General features: G+C 61.8%; 25 protein-coding genes and 1 tRNA gene. 16 read left to right on the forward strand and 10 right to left on the reverse strand.

What is annotated here, in order from left to right; genetic code table 11:
• Positions 1-89: 89 nt before the first annotated feature.
• Both NKJ06_RS07790 and NKJ06_RS07795 read left to right on the forward strand, forming a co-directional pair.
• Positions 90-893, forward strand: a complete 804-nt coding sequence (locus tag NKJ06_RS07790) for an alpha/beta fold hydrolase (RefSeq protein ID WP_352627533.1) — start codon at positions 90-92, stop codon at positions 891-893.
• A gap of 115 nt (positions 894-1,008) precedes the next feature.
• On the forward strand, positions 1,009-1,626 hold the full coding sequence (locus NKJ06_RS07795; protein WP_352627532.1) for a hypothetical protein: 618 nt from the start codon (positions 1,009-1,011) through the stop codon (positions 1,624-1,626).
• On the opposite strand, the gene NKJ06_RS07800 is transcribed toward NKJ06_RS07795, so the two are convergent.
• Entirely contained in the window at positions 1,610-2,539 is a 930-nt protein-coding gene (locus NKJ06_RS07800; RefSeq protein ID WP_352627531.1) for a metallophosphoesterase family protein, read from the reverse strand. The genes NKJ06_RS07795 and NKJ06_RS07800 overlap by 17 nt on opposite strands.
• A gap of 53 nt (positions 2,540-2,592) precedes the next feature.
• Here NKJ06_RS07800 and NKJ06_RS07805 point away from each other — a divergent pair, with 53 nt between their 5' ends.
• Complete coding sequence (locus tag NKJ06_RS07805; RefSeq protein ID WP_352627530.1) at positions 2,593-3,087, forward strand: NUDIX domain-containing protein; 495 nt, start codon at positions 2,593-2,595, stop codon at positions 3,085-3,087.
• A gap of 1 nt (position 3,088) precedes the next feature.
• On the opposite strand, the gene NKJ06_RS07810 is transcribed toward NKJ06_RS07805, so the two are convergent.
• Positions 3,089-4,081 (reverse strand): glutathione S-transferase family protein, encoded by a 993-nt coding sequence (locus NKJ06_RS07810; protein WP_352627529.1) that lies wholly within the window; start codon positions 4,079-4,081, stop codon positions 3,089-3,091.
• Between the two features lie 273 nt (positions 4,082-4,354).
• On the opposite strand from NKJ06_RS07810, the gene NKJ06_RS07815 reads away from it, so the two are divergent.
• The 6 genes from NKJ06_RS07815 (at position 4,355) to NKJ06_RS07840 (ending at position 9,181) form a co-directional block, all read left to right on the forward strand.
• Entirely contained in the window at positions 4,355-4,879 is a 525-nt protein-coding gene (locus NKJ06_RS07815; RefSeq protein WP_352627528.1) for a GNAT family N-acetyltransferase, read from the forward strand.
• Positions 4,880-4,952: 73 nt separating this feature from the next.
• Positions 4,953-5,714 (forward strand): 3-hydroxyacyl-CoA dehydrogenase, encoded by a 762-nt coding sequence (locus tag NKJ06_RS07820; RefSeq protein ID WP_352627527.1) that lies wholly within the window; start codon positions 4,953-4,955, stop codon positions 5,712-5,714.
• Between the two features lie 6 nt (positions 5,715-5,720).
• Complete coding sequence (locus NKJ06_RS07825) at positions 5,721-6,896, forward strand: CaiB/BaiF CoA transferase family protein (RefSeq protein ID WP_352627526.1); 1,176 nt, start codon at positions 5,721-5,723, stop codon at positions 6,894-6,896.
• Between the two features lie 35 nt (positions 6,897-6,931).
• Positions 6,932-7,711, forward strand: a complete 780-nt coding sequence (locus tag NKJ06_RS07830) for a HugZ family pyridoxamine 5'-phosphate oxidase (RefSeq protein ID WP_352627525.1) — start codon at positions 6,932-6,934, stop codon at positions 7,709-7,711.
• 155 nt (positions 7,712-7,866) lie between these two features.
• Positions 7,867-8,211 carry an ArsR/SmtB family transcription factor gene (locus NKJ06_RS07835; protein WP_023760638.1) on the forward strand — a complete coding sequence of 115 codons (345 nt, stop codon included), beginning with the start codon at positions 7,867-7,869 and terminating at the stop codon, positions 8,209-8,211.
• A gap of 166 nt (positions 8,212-8,377) precedes the next feature.
• On the forward strand, positions 8,378-9,181 hold the full coding sequence (locus NKJ06_RS07840; protein ID WP_352627524.1) for a TrmH family RNA methyltransferase: 804 nt from the start codon (positions 8,378-8,380) through the stop codon (positions 9,179-9,181).
• Between the two features lie 13 nt (positions 9,182-9,194).
• Here NKJ06_RS07840 and NKJ06_RS07845 read toward each other — a convergent pair whose 3' ends face one another.
• Positions 9,195-10,331: a coiled-coil domain-containing protein gene (locus tag NKJ06_RS07845; RefSeq protein ID WP_352627523.1), complete on the reverse strand. Its 1,137-nt coding sequence runs from the start codon at positions 10,329-10,331 to the stop codon at positions 9,195-9,197.
• 248 nt (positions 10,332-10,579) lie between these two features.
• A complete protein-coding gene (locus NKJ06_RS07850; protein WP_352627713.1) occupies positions 10,580-11,116 on the reverse strand; it encodes a DUF1134 domain-containing protein in 537 nt (178 codons plus the stop codon).
• 389 nt (positions 11,117-11,505) lie between these two features.
• Between NKJ06_RS07850 and chpT the strand changes: the two genes are divergently transcribed.
• Both chpT and NKJ06_RS07860 read left to right on the forward strand, forming a co-directional pair.
• On the forward strand, positions 11,506-12,135 hold the full coding sequence (chpT, locus tag NKJ06_RS07855) for a histidine phosphotransferase ChpT (protein ID WP_352627522.1): 630 nt from the start codon (positions 11,506-11,508) through the stop codon (positions 12,133-12,135).
• 236 nt (positions 12,136-12,371) lie between these two features.
• Positions 12,372-12,740: a response regulator transcription factor gene (locus tag NKJ06_RS07860; protein ID WP_352627521.1), complete on the forward strand. Its 369-nt coding sequence runs from the start codon at positions 12,372-12,374 to the stop codon at positions 12,738-12,740.
• Between the two features lie 198 nt (positions 12,741-12,938).
• Here the strand turns inward: NKJ06_RS07860 and ctrA are convergent, their stop codons facing one another.
• Positions 12,939-13,634, reverse strand: a complete 696-nt coding sequence (gene ctrA, locus NKJ06_RS07865; RefSeq protein WP_006203583.1) for a response regulator transcription factor CtrA — start codon at positions 13,632-13,634, stop codon at positions 12,939-12,941.
• Positions 13,635-14,086: 452 nt separating this feature from the next.
• Between ctrA and NKJ06_RS07870 the strand changes: the two genes are divergently transcribed.
• Positions 14,087-14,464: a flagellar export protein FliJ gene (locus NKJ06_RS07870; RefSeq protein WP_013529907.1), complete on the forward strand. Its 378-nt coding sequence runs from the start codon at positions 14,087-14,089 to the stop codon at positions 14,462-14,464.
• Positions 14,465-14,551: 87 nt separating this feature from the next.
• On the opposite strand, the gene NKJ06_RS07875 is transcribed toward NKJ06_RS07870, so the two are convergent.
• Positions 14,552-14,950 (reverse strand): winged helix-turn-helix transcriptional regulator, encoded by a 399-nt coding sequence (locus tag NKJ06_RS07875; RefSeq protein ID WP_352627520.1) that lies wholly within the window; start codon positions 14,948-14,950, stop codon positions 14,552-14,554.
• Positions 14,951-15,040: 90 nt separating this feature from the next.
• On the opposite strand from NKJ06_RS07875, the gene NKJ06_RS07880 reads away from it, so the two are divergent.
• On the forward strand, positions 15,041-15,967 hold the full coding sequence (locus NKJ06_RS07880; RefSeq protein WP_352627519.1) for an NADP-dependent oxidoreductase: 927 nt from the start codon (positions 15,041-15,043) through the stop codon (positions 15,965-15,967).
• 77 nt (positions 15,968-16,044) lie between these two features.
• Here NKJ06_RS07880 and sciP read toward each other — a convergent pair whose 3' ends face one another.
• Positions 16,045-16,320, reverse strand: coding sequence for a CtrA inhibitor SciP (sciP, locus tag NKJ06_RS07885; RefSeq protein ID WP_013529904.1), 276 nt, complete (start codon positions 16,318-16,320; stop codon positions 16,045-16,047).
• Positions 16,321-16,610: 290 nt separating this feature from the next.
• Between sciP and mnmA the strand changes: the two genes are divergently transcribed.
• Positions 16,611-17,801, forward strand: a complete 1,191-nt coding sequence (gene mnmA / locus NKJ06_RS07890) for a tRNA 2-thiouridine(34) synthase MnmA (RefSeq protein ID WP_352627518.1) — start codon at positions 16,611-16,613, stop codon at positions 17,799-17,801.
• Positions 17,802-17,810: 9 nt separating this feature from the next.
• On the opposite strand, the gene NKJ06_RS07895 is transcribed toward mnmA, so the two are convergent.
• A complete protein-coding gene (locus tag NKJ06_RS07895; protein WP_352627517.1) occupies positions 17,811-18,776 on the reverse strand; it encodes a Gfo/Idh/MocA family protein in 966 nt (321 codons plus the stop codon).
• Positions 18,777-19,016: 240 nt separating this feature from the next.
• On the opposite strand from NKJ06_RS07895, the gene NKJ06_RS07900 reads away from it, so the two are divergent.
• Together NKJ06_RS07900 and NKJ06_RS07905 are read left to right on the forward strand one after the other, a co-directional pair.
• A tRNA-Met gene (locus NKJ06_RS07900) sits at positions 19,017-19,093 on the forward strand.
• Between the two features lie 344 nt (positions 19,094-19,437).
• Complete coding sequence (locus NKJ06_RS07905; protein WP_352635195.1) at positions 19,438-20,076, forward strand: response regulator transcription factor; 639 nt, start codon at positions 19,438-19,440, stop codon at positions 20,074-20,076.
• Between the two features lie 11 nt (positions 20,077-20,087).
• On the opposite strand, the gene NKJ06_RS07910 is transcribed toward NKJ06_RS07905, so the two are convergent.
• Positions 20,088-20,321 carry a hypothetical protein gene (locus tag NKJ06_RS07910; RefSeq protein WP_352635197.1) on the reverse strand — a complete coding sequence of 78 codons (234 nt, stop codon included), beginning with the start codon at positions 20,319-20,321 and terminating at the stop codon, positions 20,088-20,090.
• A 288-nt stretch (positions 20,322-20,609) separates the two neighbouring features.
• The gene (locus tag NKJ06_RS07915; RefSeq protein ID WP_352635199.1) at positions 20,610-22,691 is read right to left on the reverse strand and encodes a hypothetical protein; all 2,082 of its coding nucleotides are present in this window, start codon (positions 22,689-22,691) and stop codon (positions 20,610-20,612) included.
• Positions 22,692-23,014 lie beyond the last annotated feature (323 nt).

The raw sequence follows: 23,014 nt of genomic DNA on the forward strand, positions 1-23,014 counted from the left end.
CGAAAATTTTACTGGCCATCGCTGTACACTAGGCGCAATTCAGCCACACTTGGTGTCGCGCATTCTTGCAATAACAAAAAACAGTTTTCATGACCGCATCGCTTTTTGCCGCCGAACAGGGCGTTGGCTCGAAGGCCATTGTCCTGATGCATGGTTTCGGTGGTTGCCACGATATCTGGCGCGAGGTGATTTCCTCGATGGCGCCTGCCACGCACACGCTGGCCTATGATCTGCCGGGGCATGGGCTGTCGCTCGATTTTCCCGCCGCAGGTCCAGCCAAGGTGGCGGCAAGGGCCGTGCTCGCCGATCTCACGGAGCGTCGCCTGAGGCGCGTTCATCTCGTGGGCCACTCTATGGGCGGTGCGGTGGCAACGCTGATGGCGTTGGCCGAGCCCGACAAAATCGCCTCGCTGACGCTTCTGGCGCCGGGCGGCATTGGCCCGGAGATCAACGGACCATTGTTGCGCCGCTATGCCGGTGCACAGGATCGGTCCGAGATCCGGTCCTGCCTCGCCGCCATGTCGGGGCCATCAGCCCGGCCGCTCGATCACACCATGGACAGCCTCTGGGAAATGCGCCGGCGACCCGGCCAGCTGGAAAAACTCGTCGAGATCGCGGCCGCAATGACCATGGATGATCGCCAAGGCGTCATCCCGCACGATCGTCTCGACGGGCTGAACATGCCGGTGATGGTGGCGTGGGGAACCGACGACGCGGTGCTGCCCTTTACCCAGGCGGATGATCTGCCGGCGCATTTTCACGTGCACCATGTGCTGGAGGCCGGCCATATGCTGGCCGAGGAAGCCCCCGACCTCGTGGCCGAGATCATTCGCCGCAACACCAACCGCCGCGCCAGGCCGCATCGCCAGAAATTCGCCGCGGCGGCCAGCTGACCTTTTTTCGCGCACAACAACCTTCGTGCGCGCCTCGATCCCGTCCATCTCGCCAGTGCATTTTGCCGGCGGCCGTGTTAACGCCATGTTAACCAAACCCGCGAGGCAGACGCCGATGAAGGAAGCAGGCGAGAAGACCATCGATCAGTCGAAGAAACTGTCCGATGCCATCCGTGATGTGAAAAATGCCTTCGCCGACCGTGACGACGTCGTCGTCGATATGCGCGAGGCGCATCGCATGCGCCTCGATCTGCTCGCCGCCGAGCTGGCGCCGGTTTTTGCCGATGTTCCGGCCGACATGGACAATTTCGACTTTGTCGTCTCGTCAGGCTTGCAGCCGCGCCTGTGGATCGACGCCGTCAGCCATGTTGCCATGGGACGCGACCGCCGCACCTATCGCTTCCTCAAGGACACCCGCATCGGCCGGGTGGTGCTTGCCGAATCGACTGAGATGAAGCCGGTTGCCGATTCCGTGACGCGCTATGTCGCCGAGCGCATCGTCGAGCGTCAGAGGATGATGGAAGGGGGGGTCGAGCCGGCTATCGCCGGCATGAAACGCGCCGATGTCCCGGAAGCCGAACCGCCACTGCGCGCGATGACGCGCAGCAAGGGCTGGTCGGCCTTTGTCTCCGGGCTTGGCCTGGTCGCCGCCGGCGCACTGGTCGGCCTTGTGGTGTCGGTCGTCTTGTTCTGGGACCGTATCGTCGCCATGAGCCTCAGCTTGCGGCCATAGCGGCTCCGGCCTCCGTGCCAAGCTCCAGCGTTTGCAGGTCGGATGGCGGTATCGACGGCCCGGTCAGGCCGCGCCGCGTCAGCCGGATCCGCCAATTGCCCTTTTCACCGTCGATGTCGAACAGATTATACTGCGCCGCCGGGTTGTTGCCGCCCGGTGCCTGGCCTGCGGCAGCAACGCCGACTGCTGGGATCCTGACGCCTCGACCGCCGATGAAGAACAGCGACGGCAGATGCGAATGGCCGTGCAGGACAAGTTCGGCGCCATGGCGACGCATGATCTTGTGAAAGCGGGCAATGCCGAACAGCCGCTTGTGCTGAGGGACCGCGCCGCGCACCGGCGGATGGTGGATCATGATGACGCGAAACAGCCCCTGCCGGGCCGTGGCATCGAGCAGCTCGCCGAGCCGCTCCGCCTGGCCTTCCATGAAGAAGCCGTTGGCCATGAAGGGCGCCGTGGCGCGTGCCGTCGAGACGCCGATCAGCGCGACATTGCCGCGCACGCGCAGATAGGGGAACGCGTTGCGGTCGACCGGCGTGTCGACGCCGTCACCGCTCATCCACGCTGCCCAGGATCGGCAGGCCTTATCGAACGCGCCGGGCACATAGGCGTCGTGGTTGCCCGGAACGACCGAAACATCATGCGGCGGTCCCAGCGTCTCCAGCCAGTGCCTGGCCATCTCGATCTCGCCGTCGAGCGCCAGATTGACCAGGTCGCCGGTGACGGCGAGGTGATTAGGCGTGTTCGCCTTGATGTCGGCGACGATCGTGTCGATGACGGCGTCATGCATATGGCGGCGGCGGTTGCGCTGCCAGTTGACGTAGCCGAGCACGCGCTTGGAGGCGAGATCGCGATAGGATACATCGGGAAGCGGCCCCAGATGGACATCGGAAATATGCGCGAGCCTGAACATTTCTCCTTCATAGGCGACCCGCGCTTGGCTTTCCAGCCACGGTTTCGCGCCTGATGGTGAAGCCTGAAGATGCCTTCCGCCAAGCCGGCTGGGCGGGTCTGAGGGCCAGGCTGTTCCATCTCTATTTCGTGCTGCGGCGGCCGATGACGCTTGGAGTGCGCGGCCTGATCCACGACACGGCATCCAATTCCGTCTTCCTCATCCGCCACACCTATGTGCCGGGCTGGCAGCTTCCCGGCGGCGGTGTCGAAGTCGGCGAGACGCTTGCCGAGGCGCTGGCACGTGAACTGGCCGAGGAAGGCAACATCGCGCTGACCGCCCCGCCGGTGTTCAAATCGATGCATTTCAACCGCCGCGCCAGCCGGCGTGACCATGTAGGCTTCTACGTGATCGAGCGCTTCGGCCAGACGGCACCAAAACTCCCGGACCACGAGATCGCCGAAGCCGGCTTCTTCCCGCTCGACCGCTTGCCCGAGAAAACGACGCCGGCGACGCTGCGCCGGATCGCCGAGGTTTTTGGCGGCGAGCAGCCCTCGCCCTACTGGTAGATCAGGCCGCCGCCCTGCTGAGCCGCGCCCGGTCATGCCGAGCGCCATAGTCCAGTTTAGGCCCGACAGGCACGATCCGCGTCGGATTGATCGTCTCGTGGCTGCCGTAGTAATGTGCCTTGATGTGATGCAGGTTCACGGTCCCAGCCACGCCAGGCACCTGATAGAGATCGCGCAAATAATTGGACAGGTTCGGGTAGTCGGCGATGCGGCGCAGATTGCATTTGAAATGGCCGACATAGACCGGGTCGAAGCGCACCAAAGTGGTGAACAGCCGCCAGTCGGCCTCAGTGATGCGGCTGCCGACGAGATAGCGCTGTTTTGACAGCCGCTCCTCCAGCGTATCCAACGCCGCGAACAATTCGCCGAACGCTTCCTCATAGGCGGCCTGCGTGGTGGCGAAGCCGGCGCGATAGACGCCGTTGTTGATGGCGGGATAGACCAGCGCGTTGATCTTGTCGATCTCGCCGCGCAGCGCCTGCGGATAGAAGTCGAGGCTGGCATCGCCCCATTGGTCGAAAGCCGAATTCAGCATGCGGATGATCTCGGAAGATTCGTTGGAGACGATGGTCTGTTCCTTCTTGTCCCACAGCACCGGCACCGTCACCCGGCCCGAATAAGCGGGATCGGCCTTGGCATAGATCTGGTGCAGGAAGTCGAGGCCGTAAAGCGTATCGCCGGTAGCGCCATCCTCAGCCAAAAACGTCCAGCCGTTGGCGCCCATGAAATGATGCACCACCGACACCGATATGATGCCATCCAGCTTCTTCAGCGCACGAAAGATCAACGTCCGGTGCGCCCACGGACAGGCAAGCGAGACGTAGAGATGATAGCGGCCGGGCTCGGCCTTGAAGCCGCGCGTTCGGCCTTCGACCGGCGCCCCGTCAACGGTGATCCAGTCGCGCCATTGTGACTGCGCCCGTACGAACCTGCCACCGTTATCCGCCGTATCATACCAGCGATCCTGCCACCTGCCGTCGACCAGCAATCCCATGCAAATCTCCTTGCGTCCTATTGGCGTAATTTAGGCGCAAGATTGGCCTGTCGAAGACGTCAGGTGCTGAACAGACCGTGACTTGGCCGAAACGACGGACAAAAACGGCCGATTGCAGCGGCCGAAAATTGATGCTAGCGGACAATCCGCATGTTCGATTTTGCTTTGATCCGGTTTGACCGACGACGAAAGGGCGCCCGCGCTTGATGAAGCGCTGACTGGCGAATGCTGCCGTTTGCAGCAACCTTTCCTCCTTACCGGAACGCAAAGACCATGAGCCTTGCCGACGTGAAATACCTGCCGGAAACCCCGGCGCATGACCTCCAGATCGAAGCCATCAACGACGAAGCCTTCGGGCCGGGCCGCTTTGTGCTGGCCGCCTACAAGATCCGCGAAGCCGGAGGGCACGAACGCTCGCTGTCCTTTGTCGCCGTCGATGGCGACATTGTCGTCGCCTCGGTGCGCATGACCCGCATCGCCGCCGGCGCCGGTCGCGCGCTGATGCTCGGGCCGCTCGCGGTGCGGCCGGCCTTCAAGAATCTCGGCATTGGCCGCCGGCTGGTGGCAATCGCGCTGGAGGCCGCCGCCAAAACCGGTGCGCCCGCGGTCATGCTGGTCGGGGACGAACCCTACTATGGGCCGCTCGGCTTCAAACGGATCCCGCGCGGCCAGATTTCGATGCCTCGCCCTGTCGATCTCGACCGGCTGCTGTCGCACGAGATAGCGCCGGGCGCGGTTGCCAGGCTCTCGGGCGAGGTCTGCCATGCCAGCCAGGCCAGGGTCGGCGAGCACGTCTAGGTGACGGCTTGACCTTCCCCGTCGATCTGGCGCCTGATCCGTCCCACTGTTCCTGAGATTGAAGGATGACGCCATGAACCCGAACGGCCAGATCGCGATCGTTACCGGCGGCGGCTCCGGTCTCGGCGAGGCAACGGCACGCGCGCTGGCCGCCAAGGGCGCCCGCGTCGCGATCTTCGACGTCGGCATCGATCGCGCGGCCAAGGTCGCGGCCGAGATCGGCGGCATTGCCGTCCAGTGCGACGTCAGCAGCGCCGACAGTGGGACCGCTGCACTCGCCGACGTCGCCGACAAGCTTGGCGAGCCGCGGATCCTGGTCAATTGCGCTGGCATCGCCATTGGGGTGAAGACGATCGGCAAGGATGGTCCCCATCCCCTCGATCAGTACCGCAAGGTGATCGAGGTCAATCTGATCGGTACGTTCAACATGATCCGCCTCGTCGCCGAGCGCGCGTCAAAGCTCGAGCCGCTGCAAGGCGGCGAGCGCGGCGTCATCGTCAACACCGCTTCGGTTGCCGCCTATGACGGCCAGATCGGCCAGGCTGCCTATGCGGCCTCCAAGGGCGGCGTCGTCGGCATGACGCTGCCGGTGGCGCGCGACCTCGCCCGTTCCGGCATCCGCGTCTGCACCATCGCGCCCGGCATCTTCAAGACGCCGATGATGGCCGGCATGCCGCAAGAGGTGCAGGATTCGCTGGGCGCCGCCGTGCCCTTTCCCTCGCGCCTGGGCGAACCATCCGAATATGCCGCGCTCGCCCTGCACATCATCGAAAACCAGATGCTGAACGGCGAGACCATCCGTCTCGATGGCGCCATCCGCATGGCGCCGAAATAGACGGATATGAGCACCGGCCCGTCCGCTCCCGGCAGGACCGGCCCGCTTGCCGGGCTGAAGGTGATCGAGATGGCCGGGCTCGGCCCCGTCCCGCTGGCCGGCCTGATGCTTTCGGAGATGGGCGCCGAAGTGCTGCGCATCGAGCGGAAGGGGACGAGCCAGCCCCTCCCGTCGCTGCCGGACGAGTACAACATCGACCGCCACGGCCGCGCCATCCTGCGTCTCGACCTGAAGCGCCGGGAAGGCGCCGATCTGGTGCTGCGCCTTGCCGAGAAGGCGGACATGTTGCTCGAAGGGTATCGCCCCGGTGTCATGGAACGGCTTGGCCTCGGCCCGGAAGCGGTGCTGGCGCGCAATCCCGCGCTGATCTACGGCCGCATGACCGGCTTCGGCCAGGACGGCCCGCTCGCCGGTCGCGCCGGCCACGACATCACCTACCTGGCCTATTGCGGCGTGCTGCACGCCATCGGCCACGCCGACGGCCGCCCTGTCCCGCCGCTCAACCTCGTCGCCGACTATGGCGGTGGCGCCATGATGCTGGTTGCCGGCACGCTGGCCGCCCTGCTCCAACGCTCGCGCACCGGCAAGGGCGAGGTCGTCGACGCCGCGATGGTCGAAGGCGCCTCGATGCTGGCGGCGCCCCTGCACGCCTTCATGGCGGCGGGGTTGTGGAGCGAAAAGCGCGGCGCGAACCTGCTCGATTCCGGCGCCCCCTTCTACGACACCTATGAGACATCAGACGGACGCCATATCGCCATCGGCTGCCTCGAACCGCAATTCTTCGCCGAATTCGCCAGACTGCTGCCGCTCGATGAACATTTTGTACTCGGCCAGTATGACAAGGCGCTGTGGCCGCCGATGCGCGCGGCCATTGCCGATCGGGTCCGGCAGAAATCACGCGACGACTGGGACCAACTGTTTGCCCAAACCGATGCCTGCGTCGCCCCTGTCCTGTCGCTGTATGAGGCGAAGCAGCACCCGCACAATCGGGCGCGCAACGCCTTCGTGACGGCGGGCGCACTTGAGCGCCCTGCCCCAGCGCCGCGTTTCTCCGGCTCGCAGCCGACACCGGCGAGCAAGCCGGCCAACGGCGATCTCGCCCCATCGACGGTGCTGGCGCGTTTCGGGTTTTCGAAAAACGAGATCGACGACCTTGTCAAATCCGGTTTGTTCGACAGATAATTGGAGAAAGAAAATCCACTTATTGCGGTGATGCCTTGGACGAGCCGAAGAAGGACGTGATCCGCGAGACCGACGCCGAGGCGATCCGGCTGGCCAAGACGCTTCTGCGCAACGCGCGTTTTGGCGCGCTGGCGGTGATCGAACCGCAAACCGGCTCGCCGCTGGCCAGCAGGGTCGGCGTGGCGACCGACATCGATGGCGCGCCGCTGATCCTGGTGTCGATGCTCTCGGCGCACACCGGCGCCCTGCTTGCCGATCCGCGCTGCTCCCTGTTGCTTGGCGAACCCGGCAAAGGCGATCCGCTGGCACACCCGCGCCTGACACTGGTCTGCCGGGCGGTACGGCTAGAGCGCGGATCAATCGAACACGCCCGCGCCGAGCGCCGTTACCTCAACCGCAATCCCAAGGCGAAACTTTACGCCGGTCTTGGCGACTTTTCGATCTTTCGCCTCGAGCCGCAACGCGCCAGCCTCAACGGCGGTTTCGGCAAGGCCTATCATCTCGATCAATCGGATTTGCTCACCAGCGGGCCGATCGTCGAGGAACTGGCGGCGAGCGAACAATCCGCCATCGACCACATGAACGCCGATCACCTCGACGCGCTCGCCGTGTATGCACGGCATTTCGCGACAGCATCCGGCAACGGCTGGACCGTTGCCGGATTCGATGCCGATGGCATGGATCTGGTATCGGGTGACGACACTTGCCGGGTTTTCTTCCCACAACCCCTGGCGGCAGCGCGTGAATTGCGGCACGTTCTGGTCGAGATGGCCAGGAGCGGCCGGGCCTCGGTCGACGCCGGCGACTGGACTTAATTATGTTTGATCAAAAGCAACACTTGAGATTTTAATGAAATGCTCTACCTTTTGGCGGTGGCGCTGAATCGCCAGCGCCGGTTCACAAGTGAGTTTATGGAATCAGACGCCATTGCCCCCATGGCGTCGGGATGAACAAGAAGCATGGGGCATCAATGGTCTCGACAAAGCTAATCGTCAACGCCGAATCTGCGGCCGAATTTCTCATGCTGATGGGCAATGAGAAACGGCTGTTGATCATGAGCTACCTCGCCGACGGTGAAATGTCGGTCGGCGCCATCGCCGAGAAGGTGATGCTCAGTCAATCGGCACTATCCCAGCATCTGGCCAAGTTGCGTGCGCTCGACCTCGTCGACACTCGCCGTGACCGGCAGATGATTTACTATTCCTGCAAATCCGACGCCGTGCGCGAACTGCTTGTCATGCTGGACGGCATTTTCGGCAGCGGCAAGGATGACCTGTCCCAGATGGCGCACCGTTTGCGCCGTGCCGGAACCTGACCGTCCTGTAGCCCCCTCGCTGGCGATTTCAGAGCGACATGCGCCCATCCGGGCGCATGGAGCTGGCTGACCGTCCCGAATTGTCGCATCGTGCTTTCCGAACCAACGGTGAGCGCCGGGAGATCGGCCCGGATTTTCGGGTCGATGCGATGGCCGCGAGGAACGCATGGATCCCATTCGCATCGACGACCCGCAAGATCCGCGCGTCGCTGCCTATCTCGACATCCGCGAACGCGATCTCGCCGGCCGGCAAGGCCGCTTCGTCGCCGAAGGCAAGGTGGTCCTGGACCTGCTGCTCTCGACTGGGCGCTTTGGCGCCGAATCGGTACTGGTTCTGGAGAACCGGCTGGCCGGCCTCGAGGGCATCCTGCGCAAGGCGCCGGCCGCACTTCCGGTCTATGTCGCCCCAAGCGCGGTGATGGACGCAATCGCCGGGTTTCACATGCATCGCGGCATTCTGGCCATCGGCCGCAAGGGGACGCCGGAGTCCGCCGAGGCCCTGCTGGATGCCTTGCCGGCCAGGGCGCTGATCGTGGTGCTCGTCGGCATCGCCAATCATGACAATATGGGTTCGATCTTCCGCAACGCCGCCGCCTTTGGTGCCGACGCGATACTGCTGGATGCGACATGCTGCGATCCGCTCTACCGCAAGGCGATCCGCGTTTCAGTCGGCGCAGCGCTCAAGATCCCTTTCGCGTCGTTCACCGACGCCGCCGGCTTCACGGCAATGCTCGCCCGGCGGGACTTCGAACAATTCGCACTGACGCCACGCGGGCAGACCGACATACGCGATGCGCAGCGCAGCGAACGCCTGGCGCTCTATCTCGGTACTGAGGGCGAAGGTTTGCCGGACAGCCTGCTCGCGCGCTTGCACACCGTGCGGATCACCATGTCGGAAGGTTTAGACAGCCTGAACGTCGCGGCCGCATCAGCCATCGCGCTGCATCATTTCTCGGCAAAAGAAACCTGATTTCAGCCCGATATCAGCTTGACGCGTCAGCCTTCTGCAGTGCCCGCACGCGGTCGGCAAGACTGCGGTCACCGTTGCCGGAGCGTGCATCCGACGGCACTGCCAGTGCCTTGGCGATCGGCGAACCAGGCCCCTCGAGCTTGGCCGTCAGATGGACGACCTCCGCCGCCAGCTCGTTCATCTGCTCGCGCAAGGCGGAACTGCCGTCTGCGGGATTGGACGCGGCCAGCGCGGTGAGATCCGCCTTCAGCCGCTTGTTCTCGCGTGCCAGTGCCGTCAGCCTGGCCTCGAGCCGCTCACGGTCGCTGTCGAGCTTGGCGATTGCCTTGTCGAGCTCATCGCTCCTGGCGACGTCGCCGCCCTTGCCGACCAGCCGCAAGGCCGGTGCGCTGTCTTCGGCTTTTGATTCTTCGCGCATGCGCGCCAGCTCCTTTTCGCGGCGGTCTAGCTTGTCCTCGCGGTCGGCAAGTGTCGCCAGCAGCCGTTCGACCTTCTTGTCGAGCTCGGCGGTCTTTTTCTTCTCGGTTTTCAGGGCTTCGCGCGCTGCCTTGCTTTCGGCCGCGATCTCCTGGCCGCGCCTGTCCGCCTCCTTGCGCTGGCCGCGCAGCAGCGCAATGTCACTGGCAAGCTTCTGCATCTCGGATTCGCGCGCGACAAGCTCGATCTGCCGGCTGCTGGAGGAGAAACTGGCATCGTCATACATGCGCTCCAGCTTTTCCAGCTCGAGCGCGCGCTTTTCCAGCTTGCGTTCGGTTTCCTTGAGACGCTCCGAAAGCTGCTGCAACTCGCCCTCGCGTTGACGCAACGCTTCGTTCTTGGCGCCAAGTTCGGTCAGCGCATGGTTCTTGTCCATGCGCTCGACCGCCAGCCCCTTCAGGGCCTCGTGGCCGCGACTGATCTCGACGAGTTGTTCGGCCGCCTTCTCGCGCAACGCCTTGACGCTGATTTCCAGGCGACGTGTCGACATGGCGTACTCGGCGCGGACGCGATCCTTGTCCGCCTGGATCTCGGTTTGCGTCAGAGGGATCGAGGCTTCGATACGTCGGCGCGTCAGGGTGACGGCACGACGCCATATGGCCGGAGCCACCATAAGCGCCAGAAAGCCGGCGCAGAGAAAGCCTAGGACGAAGAACAGGACCGATTGGACCAAGTGACTACCCGTTGTGGACGGCAACCATCAAACTAATGCATGTCGCCCAAAAGTGGGAACCGATTTTGGGACAACGACTGCAACAAGATAAAACCAAAGCGCATCGAGCGCTTTTGACTGCGCCAGGTTGACATGGCGGAAATCCAGCGTTGCGGCAAGGGTCTGCCGCAACGTGACGGGTTTAACGCACGTCGTCCAAAGTAACCCCGGTTTTGGGAGAACGATATGCACAAAGCCAAGGAATTAGCTCAGAACGGGTTCCACGTGGCGCGCTCGGTAAGCTTCAGATAACCGAGATTGACGCCGAGCCGGGCACCGACGCCGGTACGGATCGGCACCAAAACCACATTGTTGTTCTTCAGCACGTTGAAGCCGACGCCTGCCACCACATAAGCCGAACCGGCGACGCCGCCATAGCGGTTATAGAGGCTGCCCACATCGTCGAGATTGTAGACCAGCATCATCACCCGCGACCCTTCGCCGCCGAAATCCCAGCCGAGCGACGGGCCTTGCCAGAACACTTTGTGATCGCCGGCATTCTTGGTGTAGAGCGTGCCTTCGCCGTAGGTCAGCCCGCCGATCAGCGCGCCCGAGCCCTCTTCGCCCAGCAGATAGCCGTTGGGCAGGCCGTAGGAAGCAAAAATCTTCTCGACGACCGTGGCGAGCCCGCCTGATGTCGCGCCGAAAAACTTGTGACCGGAATCGACAATCTCCTGAGCGGTGTATTCCTGGGCCCGCAGGGCTGAAGTTGAGAAGACGAGAACGCCCAGGAGCGTGATCGCCATTGAGAAGACGCGGAGAAAGCTCCGGTCGTAGTATCGGGAAAACATGCTTCCAATCTCCGTCAGGGAGCACCTTCGCCGACGCCTCGCACCCCGTACGGCTCTTTTAGCCGGCCGTTAAGGGTAACTGTTACGGGCAAACTATGCCGTAATCCTTTTTCAACCATTAAGCTCCCACATGAACATGGCGGTTCAAAGGCTGTTTGAGGTCGCTTAAGTGGGGTCGGCAGCCTGCGTGAACACGCCATTTGCCATAACCACAATTTGGATTTGTTGCTGCACGCACGGGCGCTGTGTATTCAGAAAGCTCGAGGAGAGAGCGTGATTCGTGTGGGCAGGCGACGATCGATCGCTCGGCCATGAGTTGTAAGATTTTGCAGGGATTTTCGCCGATGGCCGATCTGTTCACCCTTTCCGCGCCCGACCTAGCGGCGCTTTTGTGCAGCCGGGTCTGCCACGACATCATCTCGCCGGTCGGCGCGATCAACAACGGGCTCGAACTGCTCGATGAAGGCGGCGCCGACGAAGATGCCATGAAGCTGATCCGTCAGAGCGCCCGCAACGCTTCGGCCCGCCTGCAGTTCGCCCGCATCGCCTTCGGCGCCGCCGGCTCGGCCGGCATGCTGATCGATACCGGCGATGCCGAAGCGGTCGCCATCGCCTTCCTCAAGAACGAAAAGCCGGAACTGACCTGGAACGGGACCCGTGCGCTGCTGCCCAAGAACAAGGTCAAGCTGCTGCTCAACCTGATCCTGGTCGCCAACGCCGCCATTCCGCGCGGCGGCAAACTTTCCGTGACGCTGGAAAACCTCGAGACCGAGCCGCGCTTCGCACTCGCGGCGGCTGGCCCGATGCTGCGTGTGCCGCCGAAATTCCTCGAACTGCATTCCGGCCACAAGCCGGAGGAACCGATCGACGCGCATTCCGTGCAACCCTACTACACGCTGCTTCTGGCGCGCGAAGCCGGCATGACGATATCGATCCACGCGACGCCGGAAGAAATCGTGTTTGCGGCAGCCTGATCGCGCAGTCGAGAAGTCAAAGTATTTTCACATCGAAACCTGTAATTCCGGCTCATCGACATGAAATGCGTTTAATTGCCTAGGCGGCATTGAAGCATTCGCGAATAAAAACTGGCAGCCGCCATCTTTGCAAAAATTTTACCTAACGCCTTTTCGGCTTCTTTACCAGATTGGCCTATGGTGCGTTTGGATGCCCCGACGCTACCGGATTGCCAGACGGCAAAGAGGACCCGGAAATGAAACGCTGCATGTTCGTCGACGATTCAAGCGTCATCAGGAAGGTTGCAAAACGCATCCTGGGCGGTTCCGACATGGTTGTCATCGAGGCCGCCAGCGGCCTTGACGCGCTGGAGATGTGCGCCGCCGACATGCCCGACATCATCGTCGTCGATGGCGCCTTGCCGGACGTACCGGCGGTCGATCTCATCCGTCGCGTGCGCGCCATGGAGAGCCCGATAAAGCCGCAGATCCTGATTTCACTGGTCGAACTCGATATCGCTTCGATCATGCGGGCCAAGCGCGCCGGCGCCCAGGGCTATCTCTTGAAGCCATTCAACCGGCCGCAACTGCTTGAGCGTTTTCGCGCCTTGAAGATCGCCGCCTGATTCGGCGGCCAGATGCATGTCGCCCGAAAGTGGCCCCGGTTTTGGGACACCGACATGCATAAAAACAAAACCCGGAGCAATTCCTGGAAAAATGTGTGACGGTTTTCCGTCAGGAATTGCGTAAAAACAAATAGTTATCCGCCCATCATGCAAAAACCCGGCCGGGGCCGGGTCTTTTTGATCGGACGTGTCCGTCGCTCAGGCGCTGACGCGGATGTCTTCCGGTTCGCGCAGCACATAGCCGCGACCCCAGACCGTCTCGATGTAATTCTGGCCGCCGGATGCCGCATCGAGCTTCTTGCGCAGCTTGCAGATGAAGACGTCGATGATCTTCAGCTCAGGCTCGTCCATGCCGCCATAGAGGTGGTTGAGGAACATTTCCTTGGTCAGCGTCGTGCCCTTGCGCAGCGAGAGCAGTTCCAGCATCTGGTATTCCTTGCCGGTCAGGTGCACGCGCTGGCCGCCGACCTCGACGGTCTTGGCATCGAGATTGACCACCAGGTCGCCGGTGGTGATGACCGACTGGGCGTGCCCCTTGGAGCGCCGCACGATGGCGTGAATGCGGGCAACCAGCTCATCCTTGTGGAACGGCTTGGTCATGTAGTCGTCGGCGCCGAAGCCGAGGCCGCGTACCTTGTCCTCGATGCCGGCCATGCCGGAGAGGATCAGGATCGGCGTCTTGACCTTGGAAAGGCGAAGCGTTCTCAAAACCTCGTAGCCCGACATGTCAGGCAGGTTGAGATCGAGAAGGATGATGTCGTAATCGTAGAGCTTGCCTAGATCGACGCCCTCTTCACCGAGATCGGTCGTGTAGACGTTGAAACTTTCCGATTTCAGCATCAGCTCGATGCTTTGTGCGGTTGCACTGTCATCTTCTATCAGCAGAACACGCATTTCATTCCCCTTTTCTGCTGCCGGACCATTTCACGACCCGTCCGGACCCGGAGCAGTGGTTGCCTTGTGCAGAGGCTGCCATTGAATGGTTAACAAAATCTAATTTCCCGTCCATGACGGTACCAGATTTTTTAACCCCTTTCTACACCCTCTTGAATCTAATAACGAATCTTAGAACCAAATTCCTAATGCAACACATTAATAACCCGGACTAAGTGACTCCAGGGACTCATCGACGTCGCTTCCGCATCGGCGGCCGGAATTTTTACCCGGCCTTAAGTCCTGACCCGTATGATTAACAATGCCCGTAAACGAATGGTTACCGCCGGCAAAAAACTTTAGGGTTTTGTTTCCCATAGTTCGGGGAAAGCCGGTGGACACGGGTGAGACCTGGGCGTTTCCAGGTGGTTTGGACGATAGATGCGGGTGTGCGTTTCCGGGAGTACCGAATCATGAAGTCACGTGAAAACCTCGTTCGGCTGAAACAGTTTCAGGTGAATGAGAAGCGGCGGCAGCTGCTGCAGCTCGACATGATGATCGCCGAGTTCGAACGCATGGCCGTCGAGCTGGAGCTTCAGATCACCGCCGAAGAAAAGAAGGCCGGCATCACCGACATCAACCATTTCGCCTATCCGACCTTCGCCAAGGCGGCGCGTTTGCGCCGCGACAATCTCAGAAATTCGCAAAGCGACCTCGCACAACAGCGAAGCGCTGCCGAATCATTACTCGGCGAAGCTGAAGCGGAGCTTTCCAAGGCGGAAATGCTGGAATCGCGCGACACCAAGATCCGCGAAGCCGAAGTCGGCGGCCGCAGCGCCATGATCGGCTGAAGCCCGGCCTGCACGCGGCTCTGGCGCTTGCCAACTGGCGGGCGCTTGATCTCGGCTGGGAAGGTCGCCAAGAGAACTGAAAGCCGCCTAGGCGGCCAAATCGCCTTCATTTTCGGCAACCGCCCGCGCTCTGGCGTCCTTGATGTCCGGCGCGTGTTGCTCCGCCCATGACCTGATCTGGCTAAGCAGTCCAGCCAGGTTCTGGCCGAGTTCTGTCAATTCATATTCGACGCGCGGCGGAATGACCGGGAATATCTCGCGACGCACCAGGCCGTCACGCTCGAGCACACGTAGCGTCTGCGTCAGCATCTTCGGCGTAATGCCTTCGAGCTTGCGCGCAAGCTCGCCATTGCGCAGCCGGCCTTTGCGCAGCGCGCAAACCACCAGATAGACCCATTTGCTGGCCAGCATTTCCAGCACGGTGTGCGATGGGCACGTTCGCCGGAACGCATCATAGCCGAAACCGCAGTCGTCATCACTATCCATGGGGTACGTATATATCATAAAGGTAAATACTAGACAAGAAGCCATTACTATCCAAATGATAGTGACGCCAACCAAGCAGGAGATATCCCAATGCGCGCCGCTATCCAGAATTCCGTCGGCGGACCCGACGTTCTCTTCGTCACCGACCAGCCCAATCCGACGCCAAAGGCCGGCGAGGTGCTGGTCCGTGTCAAGGCAGCCGGCATCAACCCGGTCGATGGTGCCGTCCGCGCCGGCTACTATCCGCTGCTCGGCGAGCCGCCCTTCACCCTGGGCTGGGACATCTCGGGAACCGTCGAGGCGCTGGGCGCCGGTGTTTCCAGCCTGCGCGTCGGCGACGAGGTGTTCGGCATGCCGCGCTTTCCCAAGCAGGCGGCGGCCTACGCTGAACTGGCCGCTGTGCCGGCCGATGAAATCGCGCTGAAGCCGAAGGGCGCCGACCACATCCAGGCAGGCGCATTGCCGCTGGCAGGCCTCACCGCCTGGCAAGGCCTGGTCCGCCATGGCAGGCTGAAATCGGGCCAGCGCGTGCTGGTGCATGCGGGGGCCGGCGGCGTCGGCCATTTGGCGGTGCAGATCGCCAAGGCGCGCGGTGCTTACGTCATCGCCACCGCCAGCCCGCAAAAACTCGATTTCGTTCGCAAACTCGGCGCCGACGAGGTCATCGACTACACCAAGGGCGATTTTACCGACCATGTTCGCGACATCGATCTGGTGCTGGATCCAATGGGCGGCGACCACGCCGAACGCTCGCTGAAGGTGCTCAAGCGTGGCGGCGTGCTGGTGTCATTGCTCGATGTCAACGACGACACCAGAGTGCAGGCCAGTGCGCGCGATATCCGGGTCGAGCGTATGTCCGTCGTGCCCGACAGGGAGGGCCTGCTGGAACTCGCCCAGTTGATCGACGCGAAAAAGCTCGCCGTCCATGTGGCCAGGACATTCCCGCTCGACCAGGCGGGGGCAGCCCACGCCTTTCTGGCCACCAAGCCGATCGGCAAAGTGGCGCTTACGGCCTGAACCAGGGACCGCAGCAGCCAGCAGCAGAAACGGAAGGGCGCGGAACATTCCGCGCCCTTCGTTCAAATTCGCAACTGTCAGTGACGGTATTGCTGGATGCGCGTCGTGCGCAGCCCGGCAAGGCCATACTCGTCGATCGACGCCTGCCAGGACAGGAATTCCTCGGTGGTGAGCTTGTAGCGTTGGCAAGCCTCGTCCAGGCTCAGGAGCCCGCCGCGCACTGCCGCAACCACCTCCGCCTTACGCCGGATAACCCAGCGACGTGTATTCGTCGGCGGCAGATCGGCAATCGTAAGAGGGCTGCCGTCAGGCCCGATAACATATTTGACTCTCGGTCTAACCAGATCGGTCATCGTACTCTCTACAAAAAACTCAAAGACCCAATCCCCGCCACGTTACCGCCACAGCTTTAAAAATTGCCTAAGCAGACCCTAATGACTAGGTAAGGATCATGAACGCCGCGTTAGTCTTTTCGCAGGCATTTGAAACATCTGCCCGCGAACCCTGATTTTGCCGGGGGAAATTGCATCTCCTAGCGGGATCGGCCGCAACCGGGTGAATCGCCCTGTGCGCTGGCGCGACCGTAAAGCTTGACCTATATTCTCGACATTGGCATTGAGACGCCGCGCAGAACGAAAGCACCATGAACAGTCTCGATCTCCCCGGACGTCCCGAAAACACCCGCATCGTCGTCGCCATGTCGGGCGGTGTCGATTCATCGGTCGTCGCCGGCCTGCTGAAGCGCGAAGGCTATGATGTCGTCGGGGTCACCTTGCAACTCTACGATCATGGCGCGGCGACGCACCGGGCCGGCTCATGCTGCGCCGGGCAGGACATCGACGATGCCCGCCGCGTCTCCGAGACGCTCGGCATCCCTCATTATGTGCTCGACTATGAGGAGCGCTTCCGCAAGGCGGTCATCGATCCCTTCGCCGAGAGCTATGTCGCCGGCGAGACACCGATCCCTTGCGTTTCCTGCAACCAGACGGTGAAGTTCGCCGATCTCCTGGCCACGGCCAAGGAACTTGGCGCCGACGCGCTGGCCACCGGCCACTATATCCGCTCTGGCGCCAACGGTGCCCACCGCGCGCTCTACCGGCCGGTCGACGCCGACCGCGACCAGAGCTATTTCCTGTTCGCCACCACGCAGGCGCAGATCGATTATCTGCGCTTTCCCCTCGGTGGCCTGTCGAAGCCGCAGGTTCGCGCCATTGCCGAGGAGATGGGGCTGACGGTTGCCGCCAAGCAGGACAGCCAGGACATCTGCTTCGTGCCGCAGGGCAAGTATTCCGACATCATCGCCAAGCTGAAGCCGACCGCCGCCAACCCGGGCGACATCGTCCACATCGACGGCCGCGTCCTCGGCCGCCATGAGGGCATCCTGCGCTACACGATCGGCCAGCGCCGCGGCATCGGCATCGCTTCCGGCGAGCCGCTTTACGTCGTCCATCTCGACGCCGACCGCGCACGGGTCGTCGTCGGCCCGCGCGAGGCGCTGGAGACGCACAAGATCTATCTGCGCAATATGAACTGGCTTGGCGACGAACCGCTCACAGAAGTCCCCGCCGCCGGCCTGGAGCTGTTTGCCAAGGTTCGCTCGACGCGACCGCCGCGCCCGGCCGTGCTGCATCATCGTGCCGGCGCCACATGGGTGGAACTGGTCGACGGCGAGTCCGGCATCGCGCCGGGACAGGCCTGCGTGCTCTATTCCGACGACGGCAACGAGGCCCGTGTGTTCGGCGGCGGCTTCATCGAGCGTTCGGAGCGTGGCGCCGAGGCCGAGGCCATGCTGACCCGGCTTGCCGCCGGGCCGGCGCAGGTCCCCGCCGAATAAAACCGCGTTTCAGGAACCGGACTTGGTGTGTGTAACCGTGCCTGCGGTCAGGATGCGCAGCACCCTGATCGCTTCCTCACCGCTGGTGCGCGGTTCGGCGCGCGTCTCGATGCACTGGATGAAATGCTCCAGTTCACGCGTCAACGGCATGCCTTGGGCAACCGCGACATAGGATGGCTCATTGGTGGTGAAGGCCCATTGGCCGCTGTCCTGCCAAACCGCGTGGCGGTAGACGGCAAGCTTGCGTTCCCATGGCTCGACGTCGTCGAACACCGCCATCGCCTTGGTGCCGACCACGGTCAGCCGCCGCTCGCGATAGGGATTGAGACGCGAGGTGAAGAGATGGCTGCGCAGGCCGTTGGGAAAGCGCATGTGCAGATGCGCGAAGTCGCTGAGATTGTCGAGCAGGGCGGCCCCCTCGCCGCGCACCTCGATCGGCTCGGTGCCGGTGATCGCCAGGATCATCGACAAATCGTGCGGCGCCAGGTCCCACAGCGCGTCGTTCTCGGTGTGGAACTTGCCGAGGCCGAGCCGATGCGAATGGATGTAGCGGACTTCGCCGAGCTCGCCCTTGTCGATCAGCCCTTTCAGCGTCTCGAAGGCGGGATGGAATCGCAGGACATGGCCGACCATGAAGACACGGCCATTGTCCTTGGCCGCCTTCACCGCACGCTCGGCATCCGCCACCGTCAGCGCGATCGGCTTTTCCACCAGCACGTCCTTGCCGCTCTCGACGGCACGCACGGCAAGGTCGGCATGGAATTGCGGCGGCAGTGCCATTACGATGGCGTCGATATCGTCACGAACGAATAGCTGGTCCGGCTCGATCGCCAGGCAGTCCTGCTCGCTGGCAAAGCCTTCGGCACGGGCCCGGTTGGCGTCGGAGACCGCGTGCAGCGCGCCGAGCGCCTTGAGGGTGCGGATGTGGTTGCTGCCCCAGTATCCGCAACCGAGGACTGCAATGCGCGGCTTCATCTGTTTCAAACTCTAAAAACTCGTGGCCGAGACATAGCGACGTGCCCCCTCGAACTCAACCCCGACGGCAGCAACCAAATGTCTGCGCGGCAAAGCTTTTCGATAATGACGATAAGCCGGCAAGCCGGTTGCTTCGAAGCTTGACAGGCTCACCCTCCCAACCTTATATCCGCGCGACCTTGGCGAACGCCCCCGACATGCCTTTCGATTTGAGGCGGATTTCGGGCCTTTCGCCGCCCTGGCGGGGTAGCTCAGTTGGTTAGAGCACGGGAATCATAATCCTGGGGTCGGGGGTTCAAGTCCCTCTCCCGCTACCAAATTTCTTTCAATATCGTGATGTTACGCGAACTGAGGGGCAGCAAACCTGCTCCCTTCGTGTCGTGCCATATCGCAAACCGCTAAGGTTGATCTCCAGTATCGCGTCCTGCTCATCATGACGCGATACTGACAAGGTTTGCGAGTGCCATCCGGCAGCGTCAGCCGAACTCACTGCCGTGCGGGTTCCCGCGCCGATCGGCCTGAAAGCCTAAGGTCTTTATTATAGCAGTCGCTATATTAGTGTTTACTTGACAATACGCATGAGCTCTGGTTTCGTGATTTAACGGGTGTTTAACCAAGTTCGTTGCGTTTTTTCGAACGGTGTTGGTCGGACGGTGTTGGTATGTCGACTTTGGTTGTCGCCGACCCGCGGGGGGTGTATCTCGCCGGTCTGGAGTGGGTGTTGCAGAAGGCTGGACACGATGTTGTCGCCCAGTGCCGCCGCCTTGTCGACGTTCTCCCTCATGTGGAGCGCCATCGGCCTGATATCGTCATCGTCGGCCTGGATATCGCGGACCCGCAGACATCAGGGCTTTCCTCCCGGCTGAAGGCCTGCAACAGCGCTCTCGGCATCATCTTCATCGTCCAGCCAGCCGGCCGGCTCGGCATCAAGGAAATACAGGCGCTCGACAGCGACGGTCTGATGCTGGACGGCATCAGCCACCGCTATCTCATCGAATGCGTGAGCGCGGTGGCGGCAGGCAAGAAGTGGATCGACAACAAGATCGTCCAGCAACTGCTGACGCCGGAAACGCGGCACCAGCCGATGTCCAGGCTGACCGGGCGGGAGACCGAGATCGCCGATCTCGTCTCGCGCGGGTTACGCAACAAGGCCATCGCGCAGCGGCTGCACGTATCCGAAGGCACGGTGAAGATGCACCTGCATCACGTCTATGAAAAGCTGCATCTCGGCGGCCGGGCGGAACTGGCCTGGGCGGCGCATGGCAAAGGCCTCGACCATCCAGGAACCGGCCTCCTCTGACACCAGCACTTTCAACTGGCATCGACATGAAACCGGCAACGGGCGCCGGAAAGCCGCGTGATGGCGTCGGCCGTGGTACCCGCCGCAGCGCCTGCGCCGGCCTGATCGAGTCCGCCGGCAGTACAGACGACGATATTGATGCGTCCCTGGACACGAATCTCACGCTGCAATATCTCCTGACTCTCGGCACTTCGCTGGAGGTTCCCTTCCAGGCTGGCGCATACCCGATCGAACCAGTTGACCACCGGGGTCCGCTTCGATTGATGCGATCTTCGTATCGATCATTACAACCGACCGCCTGCTCTCGGTCAAACCCGCCTGATAACCGGCCCTGGGAGATTGGCTTGGGGCTTCAGCCAAACAGGCTGGACGATTAGTTGGAGAGCCGTCCACAGCATCATAGGTGGGCACTGCAAGCCGCCGCTTTGCGCGTCGCCTGGTTTTAGTCAAGGGCCTTGGTGTCTTGAACGACCGGTCCCCAAAGGGGGACCGGATCGCAGGCGTTGAAGCTCTTGTAGGCTACGAGGACGCCATTAAACAATGAAGTCCTGGCTTGCGAGGATGCTCAGTGGTTGCGTAGCAGCATCCCCGTCGAGGTCGGTGTTTGCCAGCGTGAACTCGAACAACTGATCGGGAACCGGACCCTCGATGCTCGTCGAGAAGTCGAGGACGCGAACACCCGAGTTGGCACCGTTGAGGTGGAACTGAACGTAGGCCGTGTCGAAGGCTTGACCACCATCGTCGTTGATGGTCACGGTCTGATTACCCGAGCGCAAGCCAATAACGTCGTCGGTATTGTGATCAATCAGATTACCGCCACCGTCGTAAAGCCACGATTCTACTGTGATGGTGTTGATGTTTCCAATCCCTGCGACCGCAAAGGTTAGATTGTTGATGTCAGACCCGTCCAAAGTAGAGAAGGTGAAGCCCTCGTTGTTATTGATCTGCGACGCCTGACCGCCTTTCACCCCGAATCCAACTGCATCGGGGTTAAGGTCGTCAGCCGCAACGGTCGGGCCTCCCAGAGGAGCAGCGTTGAACGGCGCAAAGGCTGACTCGGTCGCGTCCGCTGCGGGCGTAGCGTTGAAGATCAGGCCGTCAAAGACGATGCTGCCGGTGTTGTCCGCCGTGGGTACCGTCAAGGTCTCCTGGGGACCGCCCGACTTGACCGCATTGAAGTCGAGGTCGGACTGCTCACCGTGGGGTGTGAAGAGCACGTCGAAAGTGTACCCCGAATCCGTCACGCTCAGTTGGTAGAGGTTCTGATCGGCGGCAACGTCGTAGTACGTCAGCGTGGTTCCGTCGATGCTGAGAATCTCTTCGATGTCATCGCCACCGAGATCGGTGTAACCGGTGATGGTGACGTGTGAGCCGTCGGCTCCGGGAGTAAGGTCGAACGTCCCTGTGTCCTGTTGACCGGCGGCCAATCCGACCTGGAAGTCCGTGCCATCACCAGTGATGCCGGTGAACGTCGGCCCGGCGTCCTCGAACACGAGGTGCGTCCCGAGATCCTCGGGGTTGACGACTGGCACCTCGGTCGTTGATGGGAACGCGACTTCGAGGTTCTCAATGCGCACGCCGGACGTGCTTTGCTTCGTGTCGTAGGTAAATCGAACGTAGATTTGGTCGACGCTATCCGCCGTTTCGATGGTATAATTCTCATAGACGGCGCTGCCTTTAGGCAAGCTTACTGTGTCGGCGCCGTGTTCAACTACTGCTCCATTATCGACAGTCCACCACTCGATGTTAACGCTCTTCACCCCGCCTATGCCCTGGACGTCGAATCTAATGCCGCCGATCTCGTTCGCATCCGGATCAGAGGAGGTCCAGGCCGCGTCTTGAACGAAGAAGCCCTCATTTTGATTCAACTGGGAGGCTTGGCCGCCCTTCACACCGAAGCCGACGGCGTCGGGGTTCAGATCATCATTGGTTCCGGAGTTGGTTGGGACTGTCGTTGGATCAACCACCGTCCCGCTCGGGAAGATGAGCCCATCAAACTTGGCGCTGTGATTGTCAGTGGGATCGGCTGTCGCAACCGTTAGTGTCTCCTGCGGGCTACCTGACGGGATCGACGCGAAGTCGAGTGTCTGGAACGTCGTTACGAGTTCGGTAGTCGTTACATCCAGTGTGATCTTGCCCTCGGCAAACGATAGGATGTCGCCGTCGTCAACAGCGTCCGGATTGAGGTGGTGCAGCGGTTCGTATTGAATGAGGTAAACCTGCGCCGATGACACGCCGTCGGTCAAGTCAAGCGCAACCGCGAATGCCAGGGCGCCCGCCGGGTCGGCGTCGCCATTCGCGTCGGCCTCGCGCCCATAAATGATGCCGCCCTCGTTGTAGAGGAAGATTTCAACACCGCCCACGGTAAAGAGGCCGCTCGAGCCGCCAGTGGTCGACAGCGCCAGATCGGTCGCTCCGGTTGTGTCAAGGAGGGCGCTGTTGACGGCCACCTGCGGGAAGCCTGTCGCGGGGTCGGTATCACTGATGTCGACGCCGAGATCATTGACGAGATGGGCGAGCAGCGTCGCGTCCAGGATGATATCATTATCATCGGTGACAGTCTGTACGTCGATTTGCTCGTCGAGAACGAGATTTGTGCCGGTAATAGTGGTCATAATCTTCCTCCCAATTGTGATCGAGCTGTCCCCAGGGTCAGAGGTCAGGGCGCGCCGAAAATGGTGGATTTCGAGAACCGGAACAGAGCACGCCTTGACGTGCGTAAGTTCCGGAGGCGTAGAAAACTACGATTGCCCGTCCGCCATCACTTGAAATGCTAACAAACCCCAGCTGCTCAGGGGGGCCATTGGGCGCAGCCTAAGGATGGCAAGTCAACTTTCCGTCTGGTAGTATTATGATCTATATCGAACGATATATATCGTTTTCGATAGATCGCTGTCGTCAATATAACTGGGAATATTGACCTGGCGGAGAAGCGCCG

Source organism: Mesorhizobium sp. M0293 (genome assembly GCF_040321735.1).
Taxonomy (GTDB): domain Bacteria; phylum Pseudomonadota; class Alphaproteobacteria; order Rhizobiales; family Rhizobiaceae; genus Mesorhizobium.

Coding starts and splice junctions, on each gene's coding strand:
- NKJ06_RS07790 (WP_352627533.1), top strand. CDS start 90: ATGACCGCATCGCTTTTTGCCGCCGAACAGGGCGTTGGCTCGAAGGCC.
- NKJ06_RS07795 (WP_352627532.1), top strand. CDS start 1,009: ATGAAGGAAGCAGGCGAGAAGACCATCGATCAGTCGAAGAAACTGTCC.
- NKJ06_RS07800 (WP_352627531.1), bottom strand. CDS start 2,539: ATGTTCAGGCTCGCGCATATTTCCGATGTCCATCTGGGGCCGCTTCCC.
- NKJ06_RS07805 (WP_352627530.1), top strand. CDS start 2,593: ATGGTGAAGCCTGAAGATGCCTTCCGCCAAGCCGGCTGGGCGGGTCTG.
- NKJ06_RS07810 (WP_352627529.1), bottom strand. CDS start 4,081: ATGGGATTGCTGGTCGACGGCAGGTGGCAGGATCGCTGGTATGATACG.
- NKJ06_RS07815 (WP_352627528.1), top strand. CDS start 4,355: ATGAGCCTTGCCGACGTGAAATACCTGCCGGAAACCCCGGCGCATGAC.
- NKJ06_RS07820 (WP_352627527.1), top strand. CDS start 4,953: ATGAACCCGAACGGCCAGATCGCGATCGTTACCGGCGGCGGCTCCGGT.
- NKJ06_RS07825 (WP_352627526.1), top strand. CDS start 5,721: ATGAGCACCGGCCCGTCCGCTCCCGGCAGGACCGGCCCGCTTGCCGGG.
- NKJ06_RS07835 (WP_023760638.1), top strand. CDS start 7,867: ATGGTCTCGACAAAGCTAATCGTCAACGCCGAATCTGCGGCCGAATTT.
- NKJ06_RS07840 (WP_352627524.1), top strand. CDS start 8,378: ATGGATCCCATTCGCATCGACGACCCGCAAGATCCGCGCGTCGCTGCC.
- NKJ06_RS07850 (WP_352627713.1), bottom strand. CDS start 11,116: ATGGCGATCACGCTCCTGGGCGTTCTCGTCTTCTCAACTTCAGCCCTG.
- chpT (WP_352627522.1), top strand. CDS start 11,506: ATGGCCGATCTGTTCACCCTTTCCGCGCCCGACCTAGCGGCGCTTTTG.
- NKJ06_RS07860 (WP_352627521.1), top strand. CDS start 12,372: ATGAAACGCTGCATGTTCGTCGACGATTCAAGCGTCATCAGGAAGGTT.
- ctrA (WP_006203583.1), bottom strand. CDS start 13,634: ATGCGTGTTCTGCTGATAGAAGATGACAGTGCAACCGCACAAAGCATC.
- NKJ06_RS07870 (WP_013529907.1), top strand. CDS start 14,087: ATGAAGTCACGTGAAAACCTCGTTCGGCTGAAACAGTTTCAGGTGAAT.
- NKJ06_RS07875 (WP_352627520.1), bottom strand. CDS start 14,950: ATGGATAGTGATGACGACTGCGGTTTCGGCTATGATGCGTTCCGGCGA.
- NKJ06_RS07880 (WP_352627519.1), top strand. CDS start 15,041: ATGCGCGCCGCTATCCAGAATTCCGTCGGCGGACCCGACGTTCTCTTC.
- sciP (WP_013529904.1), bottom strand. CDS start 16,320: ATGACCGATCTGGTTAGACCGAGAGTCAAATATGTTATCGGGCCTGAC.
- mnmA (WP_352627518.1), top strand. CDS start 16,611: ATGAACAGTCTCGATCTCCCCGGACGTCCCGAAAACACCCGCATCGTC.
- NKJ06_RS07895 (WP_352627517.1), bottom strand. CDS start 18,776: ATGAAGCCGCGCATTGCAGTCCTCGGTTGCGGATACTGGGGCAGCAAC.
- NKJ06_RS07905 (WP_352635195.1), top strand. CDS start 19,438: ATGTCGACTTTGGTTGTCGCCGACCCGCGGGGGGTGTATCTCGCCGGT.
- NKJ06_RS07915 (WP_352635199.1), bottom strand. CDS start 22,691: ATGACCACTATTACCGGCACAAATCTCGTTCTCGACGAGCAAATCGAC.